At 61.3% G+C, this 13,896-nt stretch carries 11 protein-coding genes; 2 read left to right on the top strand and 9 right to left on the bottom strand.

Annotated features, from left to right (window positions below; genetic code table 11):
• Positions 1-639: 639 nt before the first annotated feature.
• Both AC3IT9_RS05665 and AC3IT9_RS05660 read right to left on the bottom strand, forming a co-directional pair.
• A complete protein-coding gene (locus AC3IT9_RS05665) occupies positions 640-3,705 on the bottom strand; it encodes an efflux RND transporter permease subunit (protein WP_489272353.1) in 3,066 nt (1,021 codons plus the stop codon).
• Between the two features lie 6 nt (positions 3,706-3,711).
• The gene (locus AC3IT9_RS05660; RefSeq protein ID WP_150728251.1) at positions 3,712-4,812 is read right to left on the bottom strand and encodes an efflux RND transporter periplasmic adaptor subunit; all 1,101 of its coding nucleotides are present in this window, start codon (positions 4,810-4,812) and stop codon (positions 3,712-3,714) included.
• Between the two features lie 93 nt (positions 4,813-4,905).
• Here AC3IT9_RS05660 and AC3IT9_RS05655 point away from each other — a divergent pair, with 93 nt between their 5' ends.
• The gene (locus AC3IT9_RS05655) at positions 4,906-5,544 is read left to right on the top strand and encodes a TetR/AcrR family transcriptional regulator (RefSeq protein ID WP_150754216.1); all 639 of its coding nucleotides are present in this window, start codon (positions 4,906-4,908) and stop codon (positions 5,542-5,544) included.
• A gap of 138 nt (positions 5,545-5,682) precedes the next feature.
• On the opposite strand, the gene AC3IT9_RS05650 is transcribed toward AC3IT9_RS05655, so the two are convergent.
• Positions 5,683-6,465 carry a class I SAM-dependent methyltransferase gene (locus AC3IT9_RS05650; RefSeq protein ID WP_057716192.1) on the bottom strand — a complete coding sequence of 261 codons (783 nt, stop codon included), beginning with the start codon at positions 6,463-6,465 and terminating at the stop codon, positions 5,683-5,685.
• Positions 6,466-6,558: 93 nt separating this feature from the next.
• On the opposite strand from AC3IT9_RS05650, the gene AC3IT9_RS05645 reads away from it, so the two are divergent.
• On the top strand, positions 6,559-7,179 hold the full coding sequence (locus AC3IT9_RS05645) for an energy transducer TonB (RefSeq protein ID WP_489272352.1): 621 nt from the start codon (positions 6,559-6,561) through the stop codon (positions 7,177-7,179).
• A gap of 22 nt (positions 7,180-7,201) precedes the next feature.
• Here AC3IT9_RS05645 and AC3IT9_RS05640 read toward each other — a convergent pair whose 3' ends face one another.
• From AC3IT9_RS05640 to ppc, 6 genes are all read right to left on the bottom strand, one after another.
• Complete coding sequence (locus tag AC3IT9_RS05640) at positions 7,202-8,023, bottom strand: isocitrate lyase/PEP mutase family protein (protein WP_489272351.1); 822 nt, start codon at positions 8,021-8,023, stop codon at positions 7,202-7,204.
• 34 nt (positions 8,024-8,057) lie between these two features.
• Positions 8,058-8,918, bottom strand: a complete 861-nt coding sequence (locus tag AC3IT9_RS05635) for a DUF72 domain-containing protein (RefSeq protein WP_150757289.1) — start codon at positions 8,916-8,918, stop codon at positions 8,058-8,060.
• Positions 8,918-9,223, bottom strand: coding sequence for a hypothetical protein (locus AC3IT9_RS05630; RefSeq protein WP_057716196.1), 306 nt, complete (start codon positions 9,221-9,223; stop codon positions 8,918-8,920). Before AC3IT9_RS05630 ends, AC3IT9_RS05635 begins: the two co-directional genes overlap by 1 nt.
• A gap of 232 nt (positions 9,224-9,455) precedes the next feature.
• Positions 9,456-10,130, bottom strand: a complete 675-nt coding sequence (gene tsaB, locus AC3IT9_RS05625; protein WP_150728246.1) for a tRNA (adenosine(37)-N6)-threonylcarbamoyltransferase complex dimerization subunit type 1 TsaB — start codon at positions 10,128-10,130, stop codon at positions 9,456-9,458.
• A 97-nt stretch (positions 10,131-10,227) separates the two neighbouring features.
• Positions 10,228-10,875 (bottom strand): adenylate kinase, encoded by a 648-nt coding sequence (gene adk, locus AC3IT9_RS05620; protein WP_223442674.1) that lies wholly within the window; start codon positions 10,873-10,875, stop codon positions 10,228-10,230.
• A gap of 287 nt (positions 10,876-11,162) precedes the next feature.
• Positions 11,163-13,793, bottom strand: a complete 2,631-nt coding sequence (gene ppc / locus AC3IT9_RS05615) for a phosphoenolpyruvate carboxylase (RefSeq protein WP_489272349.1) — start codon at positions 13,791-13,793, stop codon at positions 11,163-11,165.
• Positions 13,794-13,896 lie beyond the last annotated feature (103 nt).

The following is a 13,896-nucleotide window of genomic DNA, read 5'->3' as shown; positions in this document are numbered from 1 at the left end:
CAAAGTAGGCGCCTAACGACTATTCGCGGGCTTGCAGTCCCGGCCGCTGAATTGGCAGCGACGGACAAAGGCTAGAGATCGTGCTTCCGACGGGCAAGCTGAAAGTCTTGTGGGAATGGTCTGAATGTTTGATTGGACGATAAACACTTTTGACTGATAAGCCGTCATCGCGAGCAGGCTCGCTCCCACAATTAGATCGGGTACATCTGTGAGGGATTGGTCGGCTGGCAGGCCGCCATCGCGAGCAAGCTCGCTCCCACAGAAAAGCAAAAGCACAGCAGCACACACCACCGCGTCGCTCTTCACCACTCATCAGGCCGAGCGTTAGCTCGCCTGCAGCTTTTGATCTTGATCCACCCGCCCCCTCGGGAGGCTGAGTGGAGGTGTTCATCCGGGGATTGGCGCGCAGCGCCGTTCGACGCAGTCGAACTCATTGCATGTAGGTCGCAGCGAAGCCGACCGGAGGGCAATGCCCCCGGATGAATACCGGAGCGAAGGAACCCCGAGCCCAGGCGAGGGGCCGTACGTTCGGGGCGAGCGTTTTTTTGCTTACTTTTTTTAGGCGCTTGTAAAAAAAGTGAGTCGCCGTCAGGGCGAAACCACCAGCCGCCGTTACCGAAGAAATGGATATGCACTCGGTCAAACGGTCTCCTTCCTGACCCGGAACCAAGCCGCATACAACGCCGGCAAAAACAGCAGCGTCAACGCCGTGGCCACAATCAACCCCCCCATGATCGCCACCGCCATCGGCCCGAAAAACACACTGCGCGACAACGGAATCATCGCCAACACCGCCGCCATCGCCGTCAGCACAATCGGCCGGAACCGCCGCACCGTCGCCTCGATGATCGCCTGCCAAGGCTTCAACCCCGCCGCGATATCCTGCTCGATCTGATCCACCAGAATCACCGAGTTACGCATGATCATCCCCGACAACGCGATGGTCCCCAGCATGGCCACGAAACCGAACGGCTGGCGAAACACCAACAGAAACAGCGTCACCCCGATCAACCCCAGCGGCGCCGTCAGGAACACCATCGCCGTGCGCGAAAAACTTCGCAGCTGCAGCATCAGCAAGGTCAACACCACCACAATGAACAACGGCACCCCGGCCTTCACCGAGTTCTGTCCGCGCGCCGAGTCTTCCACCGTGCCACCGACATCCAGCAAGTAGCCATCCGGCAATTCAGCGCGGATCGAATCGAGGGTCGGCATGATCTGCTGTACCAGCGTCGCCGGTTGCTCCTTGCCATAGATGTCAGCGCGAACGGTCACGTTGGGCAGACGGTTGCGGTGCCAGATGATGCCCTCCTCGAAGCCGTATTCCAGGGTCGCGATCTGCGACAGCGCGACACTGCGACCGTTATCGGTCGGTACCGCCAGACTCGGCAGCAATGACAACTCGGTGCGTTCATGCAAGGTGCCGCGCAACAGGATCTCGATCAACTCGTTGTCTTCACGGTACTGGCTGACACTGGAACCGGTCAGGGAGCTTTGCAGGAACCTCGACAGGTTCGCCGTGCTCACGCCCAGCGCCCGCGCGCGGTCCTGATCGATGTTCAGGTAGACAACCTTGCTCGGCTCCTCCCAATCCAGGTGGACGTTGACCACATGCGGGTTCTCGCGAACCTTGGCTGCGACTTTGCGCGCCAGCGCCCGCACTTCCTCGATGTGCTCCCCGGTCACGCGGAACTGCACCGGATAGCCAACCGGCGGACCGTTTTCCAGGCGCGTGACCCGCGAACGCAGCACCGGGAATTGCTCGTTGAGGGTTGCGATCAACCAGGTTCGCAGGGTTTCCCGTTCTTCGATGGTTTTCGCCAGGACGACAAACTGGGCGAAGCTCGCCGCCGGCAGCTGTTGATCCAGCGGCAGGTAGAAACGCGGCGAACCGGTACCGACATAGGCCACGTAATTGTCGATCCCGGCCTTGTCCTTGAGCAGCGCTTCGAGGCGCTTGACCTCGTCGGCGGTGTTGCTCAGCGAAGCGCCTTCGGCCAGTTTCAGATCGACCATCAACTCCAGGCGACCCGATGCCGGGAAGAACTGCTGCGGCACAAAGCGGAACAGCACGATGGAGCCAATGAACAACAGCACGGTCGCCAGGATCACGGTTTTGCGCCAGCGCACGCACCACTCCACCAGACGCCGGACGCGCTGATAAAACGGCGTGGCATACGGATCGGGCTGGCCGGCACCGTGTTTGGCGGCATGAATCTTCGCCAGGTCCGGAAGAAGTTTTTCCCCGAGGTACGGCACGAACACCACCGCGGCCACCCACGACGCCAATAGCGCGATGGTAACCACCTCGAAGATCGAACGGGTGTATTCGCCCGTACCCGATTGCGCCGTGGCAATCGGCAGGAAGCCGGCCGCGGTGATCAGCGTACCGGTGAGCATCGGGAACGCGGTACTGGTCCAGGCATAACTCGCCGCTTTGACCCGGTCGAAGCCCTGCTCCATTTTGATCGCCATCATTTCCACGGCGATGATCGCGTCGTCCACCAGCAAGCCCAGTGCCAGTACCAGCGCGCCGAGGGAGATCTTGTGCAGGCCGATGCCGAGGTAATACATGCAGGCGAACGTCATCGCCAGCACCAGCGGAATCGCCAGGGCCACCACCATGCCAGTGCGCACGCCGAGGGAGAAGAAGCTCACCAGCAACACAATGGCCAGCGCCTCGACCAGCACTTGCACGAACTCGCCAACACCGGTTTTCACCGCAGCCGGTTGGTCGGAAACCTTGCGCAGCTCCATACCGGCCGGGAGGTTTTTCTGGATGCGGGCGAACTCGATTTCCAGCGCCTTGCCCAGTACCAGAATGTCACCGCCGTCCTTCATCGCCACCGCGAGGCCGATGGCGTCCTGCGCCATGAAGCGCATGCGCGGCGCCGGTGGATCGTTGAAACCACGGCGCACGTCGGCCACGTCGGAGATGCGGAAGGTGCGATCACCGACGCGGATCGGGAAGTTCTTGATCTCTTCGACCGTCTGAAAATTCCCCGTTACCCGTAGCTGCAATCGCTCGCTGCTGGTTTCGAAGAAACCTGCCGTGGACACCGCATTCTGCTCTTCAAGGGCTTGCTGGACGGCCGCCAGCGGCAAGCCGAGGGTGGCGAGCTTGACATTGGAGAGCTCGATCCAGATTTTCTCGTCTTGCACCCCCAGCAGTTCGACCTTGCCCACATCCTTGACCCGCTGCAGCTGGATCTGGATGCGGTCGGCATAATCCTTGAGCACGGCGTAGTCGAAACCCTCACCGGTCAGGGCGTAGATATTGCCGAACGTGGTGCCGAATTCATCGTTGAAGAACGGCCCCTGAATCCCCGGCGGCAGGGTATGGCGGATGTCGCTGATTTTCTTGCGCAGCTGATACCAGAGCTCCGGTATCTCCACCGAGTGCATGGAGTCGCGCGCGATGAAGGTCACCTGGGATTCGCCGGGGCGGGAGAACGACATGATGCGTTCGTATTCGCCGGTTTCCATCAGCTTCTTTTCGATGCGTTCGGTGACCTGGCGCGAGACTTCCTCGGCAGTCGCTCCCGGCCAGTTGGTGCGAATCACCATCGCTTTGAAAGTGAACGGCGGGTCTTCGCTTTGGCCGAGCTTGGTGTAGGAAAGTGCGCCGACAACGGCCAGCAACAGCATCAGGAAAAGGACGATCTGGCGATTACGCAGCGCCCACTCGGAAACGTTGAAGCGCATCGGGGCTTACTCCTTGTCCGCCAGATTGACCACGCGATTGGAGCGATCCACCGGGCGCACCTGCTGCCCTTCGAGAAGCACATGGACACCAGCGGCCACCACCCAGTCGCTGGCGTTGAGCCCTTCAAGCACCGGTACGGTTTTCTCACCGAAGGCACCGACCCGCACCGGGGCTTTTTTCAAGGTGTTGTTGGCGCTGACGACCCAGACATAGGTCACGCCGTTTTCCGCCGTCAGCGCAGACAGAGGAACGGACAGAGGAACGACGTCGGCGGCCTGCACGAACACTCGGGCGCTCTGGCCCAGTTCGACAGGAGCCTTGCCGGAACTGAAGGCAATGCGGGCCGCGAAGGTGCGCGATTTTGGATCAGCCGACGGCGACAGTTCACGGATACGCCCTTCGAATCGCTGATCGGGTTGGGTCCAGAGTTCCACCGACACCGGCTCACCGACCTTGAAGCGACCGAAGTTCTGCTCCGGCAGGCTGATCAAGACTTCACGCTCGCCATCGGTTGCCAGTGTGAACACCGTTTGCCCGGCGGCCACAACTTGCCCAACTTCCACCAGACGCTTGGCCACGACGCCGTCCTGCGGCGCACGCAACACGGCGTAACTGGCCTGGTTATTGGAGACGTTGAATTCGGCTTTGATCTGCTTGAGGCGCGCTTCACCGGAGCGGTAGAGGTTTTCATGATTGTCGTACTGCGAACGACTGACCAGTTGACGCTCCATCAGGGTTTTATAGCGATCGCGCTCGGCACGCACCATGCTCAAATTGGCTTCGGCGGCAGCGACCTGAGCGCGTGTGGCCTCCAGTTGCAGGCGCACATCCTGGGGATCGAGTTCCGCCAAGGGTTGATCGGCCTTGACCCGCTGCCCTTCCTCGACCAGTCGTCGGCTGACTTTGCCGCCGATACGGAACGCCAGGTCCGGCTCATACCGCGCGCGAACTTCACCGGGATAGCTTTCCATGGCCTGCGCCGAAGGCTCTGGCTGGACCACCATGGCCGGGCGCACGCTGACCTGCGGTGCCTCTTCGTGACCACACGCAGACAATAAAAAAGCCAGGGTGACTGGCAACGCGAGGGGCAAGGCATAGCGGAACATGGTGAAGGACCTTTCGCTAATGGTGCTTTAAATAATTATACTGAGCAGTATGTTATTAATAGCAAACTCACCAGTCCAGTAATAAAAAAGAATATGCCAAACAATCTTTCAGCACCCAATGGCCCAGGCAGACCCAAGGACCTGGTCAAGCGCCAGGCGATTCTCGATGCGGCCAAAGCGCTGTTTCTGAGTAAGGGTTATGCCAATACCAGCATGGATGCCGTCGCGGCCGAGGCCGGTGTGTCGAAGCTGACGGTCTATAGCCACTTCAACGACAAGGAGACGCTGTTCTCCTCTGCGGTGATGGCCAAGTGCGAGGAACAGTTGCCACCGCTGTTCTTCGAGTTGCCGGAAGGTGTGGCCGTGGAAACCGTGCTGCTGAATATCGCGCGCGGTTTTCACCAGCTGATCAACAGTGATGAATCGGTGAACCTGCACCGCTTGATGATGACCTTGGGCAGCCAGGACCCTAAGCTGTCGCAGATATTCTTCGAAGCCGGGCCGGAGCGCATGCTGCATGGCATGGAGCGCCTGCTGAGCAAGATCGATGAAAGTGGCGTGCTGCGCATCGACAAGCCGCACAACGCGGCCGAGCACTTCTTCTGCCTGCTCAAGGGCGCCGGGAATTTCCGTTTGCTGTACGGCTGCGGCGAGCCTCTGGTTGGCGAAGAGGCGGAGAGCCATGTGCGGGAAGTAGTGGGGTTGTTTATGCGGGCTTATCGGCCTGAGTAGGCCCGACAGATATTGGCTGGCTGATCTGACGTCATCGCGAGCAAGCTCGCTCCCACAGGGTCCGAGTTGCTCCCAAGTCTTGGGCTCGACACAAAACCTGTGGGAGCGTGGCTTGCCCGCGATGAAGGCGACTCGGTCTTAAGGCTTCAAAGCCTTCTTCGGATAAATGTCATACCGACTGGACTTGCCATCCAGCGCATGACTCGGCTTCGGCCCTTCGATGCACGGCGCCTTGCGCGGACGCTTGACCACCACCCGGTGGCTGGCCAAAGCCAACGCGGCCTCAAGCAATGCCGGCGCATCCGGGTCATCGCCCACCAGCGGTCGGAACAGGCGCATTTCCTTCTTCACCAGCGCGGTTTTCTCGCGATGCGGGAACATCGGGTCAAGGTAGATCACCTGCGGTGGCTCGCCTTCCCAGTTGCGCATGACCTCGATCGAATTGCCCTTGAGCAAGCGCATGCGCGCCACGATCGGCGCCACGTCGAAATCTTCCGCGCCACGGGCCAGGCCGTCTTCCAGCAAGGCACCAATCAACGGCTGACGCTCGATCAGGCTCATCTCACAACCAAGGCTGGCCAGCACGAACGCGTCCTTGCCCAGCCCCGCCGTGGCGTCCAGCACCCGCGGGCGCACGCCTTGGGCGACGCCGACGGCCTTGGCGATCATCTGTCCGCTGCCACCACCATACAACCGGCGATGGGCCGCACCGCCCTCGACGAAGTCCACCCGCACCGGCCCCGGCGCATCCGGCCCCAGCTGTTGCAATTGCAAGCCCATGTCACCCACCTGCAAGGCAAATTCGCCGTCCGCCACTTGCATTGGCAAGCCCAGGCGCTCAGCCCATTGCTCGGCTTGTGGCTCGAAAGCCGCGTCGAGGGCCTGGACATGGATGCGGCAGGCCGCAGGTTGATCAATCATCGGAAAACACGCTCAAAAAATTAATGATCGGCAAAAACTGCCGATAACAAAACTATCGAGCATTTTGCCAGAGCTGAGCGTCGACCGAGAGAAATGTCAGACATTCAACCCACAATCACAGGTTTTATCTCGCCCTACGGCGACTACAACCTGCGAAACACCCAGGCACTGAGCGGCGTCAGCCACATCTGGCAGGATTTCTTTGCCCGGGCGCTGGCCGAACAGTCGGGTGAAGTGCTGCCGCAATCGCTGAATTTCCCACCGGTCGATCTCGAAAGCCCGGTTGAACCCACCGCTGGCAGCGACCTGCTGGCGCACATCGTGTCCCAGCGTGAATGCGAGGTGAAGGACAACGTAATCCGCCCGCCCGAGCCACTGTTCCTGCCGATTGCCGAATTCGAAATGGACCTGGCCGACAAACCACGCCCACCGTTCCCGGCGGATGAAATCGTCGCCCAGCAAAAACAGCAGGACTTCGAAAGCGGCTGGGTTCGCCCGATTGTGCTGAAAGCCGGTCAGCCGGTATACGAAGCAGGCCCTGCCCCGCAACCGCGCCCGCTGCACCTGCCCATCGCTGAGTTCGAACTCGACCTGCTCGACAAGCCGTTCCCGCCGTTCTCACTGGAAGAACGGGGGGAGCAGCAGAAACAACTCGATTTCGACAATGGCTGGGCGCGCCCGATCATCCTGCAGAACCTGCGCATCGCCGCCTGATCCTCAGCCGCGCCCTCTTCCCTCAGCCTTTGAAAAACTGATTGGCCTTCTGGTACGGCATCGACCGGGACGTGAAATCGAACGTACCTGACGTCTGGATTTCTTCGGCGGCGCGGAAGAATTCGCCATAGGCCGCCAATGCCAGCGCCGAACCGACGCTAATGCGTTTGACGCCCATCTCACCCAACTGCGCGACCGTCAGCTTCAAGCCGCCCGACATCAACACATTCACCGGCTTTGGCGCCACGGCGCGCACCACCGCCAGCACATCCTCGGCGCTGCGCAAGCCGGGTGCGTAGAGCACATCGGCACCGGCCTCGGCGAATGCCTGCAAACGGCGGATGGTGTCGGCCAGGTCGAGATTGCCATGCAGGAAGTTTTCCGCCCGGGCAGTCAACGTAAAATGGAACGGCAAACTGCGAGCGGCAGCCACAGCGGCTTCGATGCGCGCCACGGCGTGTTCGAAACAATAGATCGGGCCTTCTTCGCGGCCGGTGGCATCTTCGATCGAACCACCGACGGCGCCGGCCTCTGCTGCGCGCAAGATGCTTTTCGCGCAGTCGGCCGGGTTGTCGGCAAAGCCGTTTTCCAGGTCCACGGCAACTGGCAGGTCGGTGGCGGCGACAATCGCCTGAACGTTCATCAGGGTGTCGTCGAGGGTCAATCCGCCATCGGCACGGCCCTGGGAAAAGGCATAACCGGCGCTGGTGGTCGCCAGCGCCTCAAAGCCGAGGCTGGCGAGCATTTTCGCCGAACCTGCATCCCACGGATTGGGAATCACAAAAGCCCCGGGGCGTTCATGAAGGGCTTTGAACGCCTGGGCTCGAAGGGTTTGCGCATCCATTGGGCAGGCTCCTGAAGAGGGGAAAGAATCCGCCTCAGAGCAGGCCAAGTTGCTCGGCGACGGGCTCTCTGTATAGCTCAGGCAGCGCCGGCAAGCCAGGCAAACGCAGCATCAGCCTGGCGTGAAAACGCTGCGCCAGTTTCGCGGCCAGCAGGTTGTCGGCGGTGTGCAGGAAGATGTACGGCGTGCGACCTTCTTCGATCCATAACGCGATTTTCTCGACCCATGGCTCCAGGAACGTATCGTTGGCCTCAAGCGTCGGATGACCGATAAAACGCACCTGCGGAAATTGCGTGAATGCCGCAGGGCGCGGCGGCACCCGGGGCTTCTTCGATTGGGCGTGGAGCACCGAGGGCTCGGTCGAGGTGCAACTGAACAGCGCACGGGGATCGAGACAGATGCGTTCGACTCCGCGATCCAGCAGCAGGCGGTTGAGCATTCGCTCGCTGTCACCCTTGGCGAAAAACTCGTCATGCCGCACTTCAACGGCCAGCGGTCGCTGCAGGGCATCGATAAATCCGGCCAGCTCGGGCAAACGTTGGGGCGTGAAGCTTTTCGACAGCTGTAACCAGAGTGGCGACACTCGCTCACCCAGCGGGCTGAGTAACTGAGTGAAGGTCTCGGCGGCGGTCAGCTGCTCGCGCAGGTCACCGCCGTGGCTGATCTCGCCAGGAAACTTGGCGGTGAAGCGAAAGTGTTCGGGCATGGTGTCGGCCCAACGCTGCACGGTGCTGGCAGCCGGGCTCGCGTAGAAGGTCGTGTTGCCTTCTACGGCATTGAAAACCTGGGAATAGAGATCAAGAAAATCGGCGGGTTTGGCGTCCGGCGGATACAGGTAGTCGCGCCAGGCGTTTTCGCTCCAGGACGGGCATCCGAGGTAATACGGCAGCAACATCAGATGTACAGGTCGAGACCCAGCACATCCGCTTCCCAATCGACGAAACCGGCGGTGCTCAGGTAGCTGGCCAGGGCTGTCGCCACGCTTTTGCTCATGGCACGGTGGTAAATCATGTCTTGCTGACGGGCGGGAAGATTGCTCAATTTTTGCGCAGAGGCTTTGGCGGCGCGGGCAGCCAGTTGCTCTTCAGTCGGAAATTCCAGCTCGCCTTCGATATCAATGGCGTCGTCTTCCACCACACGGCCTTTGCGAGGCTTGCGTTTGATGGGGTAGGACTGAGAGGAAACGCCGTCTATACGCATAGGTGCATACTCGGAATCAGTGATGGCAGTTTAGTGGCGCATTACCCACTTCGCAAACCGCCGAGTGATAACTAGAACACATAAAAGGCAAAAGGTTTAAAAGCTGAGGTTAGAAACTGATGATTGGTGAAAACCGGTAGATCGCATCGCGAGCAGGCTCGCTCCCACAGGGATTTGCGCTGAACCTGTGGGAGCGAGCCTGCTCGCGATTGGACCGACTCGGTCCTGAATACTATCGAGCTTTAGGCGTCGCCACTTTATCGCGCAGATAAACCGGCTGCGCCTCATCGGCCACGATCCCCTCGCCGCGCTCCCAGGCAAAACGCGCCAGGGTCAGCAGGTCTGCGGCGTGGGGCAGCATGCCCGCGTCCTGCCCGCTCAGGCTGACGGCGATACGCTCGCCATAACCCCAACCGGTGCCTGCGCCGAACCATTCGCCGCTGGCATCGGCCGGCAATCCAGCGGACTCCGGTGGCAGTACCGCTTCCGCACCCATCAGGCGCATCTCCCCGGCCGTTTCGCGGTAGCAACCCCAATACACTTCATCCATGCGCGCATCGATGGCAGCGGCGACCTGAGTGGCGCCATGTTCGCGCAGCGCACGTTGCGCCAGTACGGCCAGGTTCGACACCGGCAACACCGGGCGATCCAAGGCAAACGCCAGGCCTTGCACCACACCAATGGCGATGCGCACGCCGGTGAAGGCGCCCGGGCCACGGCCGAACGCAATGGCATCGACCGCTTGCAGCGTGGTCCCGGCATCGGCCAGCAATTGCTTGATCATCGGCAACAGCTTCTGCGCGTGCAGGCGCGGGATCACCTCGTAATGGCTCGTGACCTTGCCGTCATGCAGCAAGGCAACGGAGCAAGCTTCGGTCGCGGTGTCCAGGGCCAGCAAGGTGCTCATCGATGTATCCACAAGAGAGATCAGAAAAAAGTGCGTCAGTATAAACAACTACGGCCCGCAAGCGGGCCGTGGATGATGATGCAGCGGATCAGGTTTTTCAGCTCAGGGCTGCAAGCACCTTGGCGGTGATCGCTTCAACCGAACCGACGCCTTCGATGTGGCTGTACTGCGGCTTGCCATTGGCAGCCGACAGCTTCTGGTAGAAATCCACCAGCGGCTTGGTCTGGGAGTGGTAGACCGACAGGCGATGACGCACGGTTTCTTCGGTGTCGTCCTTGCGCTGCACCAGCTCTTCACCGGTGACGTCGTCTTTGCCAGCGATTTTCGGCGGGTTGTAGACGATGTGGTACACGCGGCCGCTGGCCTCGTGAACACGGCGACCGGCGATACGCTGGACGATCTCTTCGTCTTCAACGGCGATTTCCACCACTGCATCCAGCTCGACGCCGGCCGTCACCAGGGCTTCAGCCTGGGGAATGGTGCGCGGGAAGCCGTCGAACAGGAAACCGTTGGCGCAGTCGGACTGGGCGATGCGGTCCTTGACCAGTGCGATGATCAGGTCATCGGACACCAGGCCGCCGGCATCCATGATGCTCTTGGCCTTGATGCCCAGCTCGGTGCCGGCCTTGACCGCTGCACGCAACATGTCGCCGGTGGAGATTTGCGGAATGCCGAATTTTTCGGTGATGAACTTAGCCTGAGTACCTTTACCGGCCCCGGGAGCTCCCAGCAGAATGACGCGCATCGATGTGCTCCTCAATTTTTATATGGATAACGTCAGATTCGCCTCGTGGGGCCAATCTCAAAAATAGGGTCGTGACCGCCCAAACGGTCAAAGGCTGCTCAAGATACACAGCAGGCTGCGCCCACACAAGACGCCAAAAGTCGGAGAAACCGCTGCCTCTTGCGACCATTGCGCACAGTTTCCCAAGTCGCAACCCCATCATTAACTGTCGCCTGACAGCACTTTTCCACCCGTCAAACGGCGGCATCCGGCTCACCTGCCGGATGCCTGACCCCACGGCAAAAACCTTAGCCGGTGTTACGCAAACCGGCGGCAATCCCCGCCACAGACACCAGCAAGGCCTGTTCTACCGGGCTGCCCTGCGCCACGTCCTGCACTCTTGAACGGGCCAGCAACTCGGCCTGCAATAGATGAAGCGGGTCGAGGTAGGTGTTGCGCAAGCGGATGAACTCAAGGGTCGCAGGGCTATGTGCCAGCAGCTGCGACTGCCCGGTCAGGCCGAGAACGATGGTGCACGCCTGCGACAATAGGTCGCGTAAGTGCGCACCCAATGGCAACAGATTCGGCTCCACCAGACGCTCATCGTAGGACTGTGCAATGTCGGCATCGGCCTTGGCCAGGACCATTTCCAGCATGTCGATGCGGGTGCGGAAGAACGGCCACTGCTCACGCATTTGCCCCAGCAGTTCGCCTTCGCCACGCTCCAGTGCCTTGCTCAGGGCCGCTTCCCAACCCAGCCAGGCCGGCAGCATCAGGCGCGTCTGGGTCCAGCCGAAGATCCACGGAATCGCCCGCAGGCTTTCGATCCCCCCGGCCCGGCGCTTGGCCGGACGACTGCCCAGCGGCAAGCGACCGAGTTCCTGCTCCGGTGTCGACTGGCGGAAATACTCCACGAACTGCGGGTTTTCCCGCACCACGGCACGGTAGGCGCTGACACCGTCTGCGGCCAACTCGTCCATCAAATGGCGCCACTCAGGCGTAGGTGGTGGCGGAGGCAGCAAGGTCGCCTCCAGCACGGCGGCCAGGTACAGATTGAGGTTTTGTTCGGCGATGTCCGGCAGGCCAAACTTGAATCGAATCATTTCGCCCTGTTCGGTAGTACGAAAACGCCCCGCCACCGAACCCGGTGGCTGCGACAGGATCGCCGCGTGGGCCGGGCCGCCGCCTCGCCCGACAGTGCCGCCGCGACCGTGGAACAACAGCAGTTCGACGTCGTGCGAACGGCAGATATCCACCAATCGCTCTTGCGCCCGGTACTGCGCCCAGGCCGCCGCGGTGGTGCCGGCGTCCTTGGCCGAGTCGGAGTAGCCGATCATCACTTCCTGCGGCCCTTGCAGGCGCGCGCGATAGCCCGGCAACAGCAGCAGCTTCTCGATCACCGGACCCGCGTTGTCGAGGTCGGCCAGGGTTTCGAACAGCGGCACCACGCGCATCGGCCGCAACACACCAGACTCTTTGAGCAGCAACTGCACGGCGAGTACATCGGAAGCCGCACCGGCCATGGAAATCACATAGGAACCGAGGGATGCCGACGGCGCAGCGGCGATTTCCCGGCAGGTCGCCAGCACCTCGGCGGTGTCGGCGGAGGGTTTGAAGTACGTCGGCAACAAAGGTCGACGATTGCTCAATTCGCGCATCAGGAAGGCGATGCGCTCTTCCTCGCTCCAGTCCTCGTAGCGACCCAGGCCGAGGTAGTCGGTGATTTCGGTCATCGCCGCGGTGTGACGCGACGAGTCCTGGCGTACATCCAGACGAACCAGGAACAGACCGAATGTCACTGCCCGACGCAGGCAATCGAGCAACGGCCCGTCGGCGATCACACCCATGCCGCACTCGTGCAAGGAGCGGTAGCAAAGCTCCAGTGGATCGAGCAGTTCGCGGTTGTCTTGCAGCACATCGGCGGGTGCCGGCGCTGGCGTCGACAAGGCGGCATGTGCCCAGTTACGCGTTGCCCGCAGGCGTTCGCGCAGCTGTTTGAGCACTGCCCGGTAAGGTTCGGCGCTGTCTCCTGCCTTGGCCTTCAACTCATCGCTGGCCTGCTGCATCGACAGCTCAGCGGCCAGGCGATCGACATCGCGCAGGTACAAATCGGCCGCCATCCAGCGCGCCAACAGTAAAACCTCTCGGGTAACCGCCGCCGTCACGTTCGGGTTGCCGTCGCGGTCACCCCCCATCCACGAGGCAAAGCGAATCGGTGCCGCCTCCAGAGGCAAGCGCAGGCCGGTGGCGGCGTGCAGGGCCTGATCGGCCTTGCGCAGGTAATTGGGAATGGCCTGCCACAGCGAATGCTCGATCACCGCGAAACCCCACTTGGCTTCGTCCACCGGTGTCGGGCGCGTGCGGCGGATTTCCTCGGTGTGCCAGGCTTCGGCGATCAGACGCTGCAAGGTGGTTTTGATCTGCTCGCGCTCGGCACTGGTCAGGTCGCGGTGATCCTGAGCCGCCAGTTGCGCGGCGATAGCGTCGTACTTCTGGATCAGTGTGCGGCGTGCAACTTCGGTGGGATGCGCCGTGAGTACCAGCTCGATCTCCAGCCGACCCAGTTGCCGGGCCAGCGCGTCGGCGCCATGCCCCTCGGCGCGTAGGCGCGCGAGCAATTCCGGCAACACCCGGGCTTCGAACGGCGCCTCTTGGGATTCCTCGCGACGGTGAATCAACTGATACTGCTCGGCGATGTTGGCCAGGTTGAGAAACTGGTTGAACGCCCGCGCGACCGGCAGCAACTCGTCTTCGCTCAGCTGGTTGAGGCTGGCGCTGAGTTCGGCGTCCATGGAGCCGCGTCGGTCAGCCTTGGCGCCCTTGCGGATCTGCTCGATCTTGTCGAGAAAACCGTCGCCATATTGCTCACGAATGGTGTTGCCCAACAGCTCACCCAACAGGTGAACGTCCTCGCGCAAGCGTGCATCAATATCGGTCATCAGCAGGTCTCCAGCAAAAAATCCGGGCGGCTAAGAACCTAGAGAGTGCCGCCCCAGACAGGTTCTTACAAGCAAGACGACGAAGGGACTGTAAACCTTGCCT

Source organism: Pseudomonas sp. KH_046_1, assembly GCF_057839025.1.
Note: the sequence above shows the minus strand (reverse complement) of the source record. Positions and strands in the feature narration are given on the sequence as shown.

Bases quoted from the DNA above. Each gene is read 5' to 3' on its own strand.
- AC3IT9_RS05665 (WP_489272353.1), bottom strand. From the start codon at position 3,705: ATGCGCTTCAACGTTTCCGAGTGGGCGCTGCGTAATCGCCAGATCGTC.
- AC3IT9_RS05660 (WP_150728251.1), bottom strand. From the start codon at position 4,812: ATGTTCCGCTATGCCTTGCCCCTCGCGTTGCCAGTCACCCTGGCTTTT.
- AC3IT9_RS05655 (WP_150754216.1), top strand. From the start codon at position 4,906: ATGCCAAACAATCTTTCAGCACCCAATGGCCCAGGCAGACCCAAGGAC.
- AC3IT9_RS05650 (WP_057716192.1), bottom strand. From the start codon at position 6,465: ATGATTGATCAACCTGCGGCCTGCCGCATCCATGTCCAGGCCCTCGAC.
- AC3IT9_RS05645 (WP_489272352.1), top strand. From the start codon at position 6,559: ATGTCAGACATTCAACCCACAATCACAGGTTTTATCTCGCCCTACGGC.
- AC3IT9_RS05640 (WP_489272351.1), bottom strand. From the start codon at position 8,023: ATGGATGCGCAAACCCTTCGAGCCCAGGCGTTCAAAGCCCTTCATGAA.
- AC3IT9_RS05635 (WP_150757289.1), bottom strand. From the start codon at position 8,918: ATGTTGCTGCCGTATTACCTCGGATGCCCGTCCTGGAGCGAAAACGCC.
- AC3IT9_RS05630 (WP_057716196.1), bottom strand. From the start codon at position 9,223: ATGCGTATAGACGGCGTTTCCTCTCAGTCCTACCCCATCAAACGCAAG.
- tsaB (WP_150728246.1), bottom strand. From the start codon at position 10,130: ATGAGCACCTTGCTGGCCCTGGACACCGCGACCGAAGCTTGCTCCGTT.
- adk (WP_223442674.1), bottom strand. From the start codon at position 10,875: ATGCGCGTCATTCTGCTGGGAGCTCCCGGGGCCGGTAAAGGTACTCAG.
- ppc (WP_489272349.1), bottom strand. From the start codon at position 13,793: ATGACCGATATTGATGCACGCTTGCGCGAGGACGTTCACCTGTTGGGT.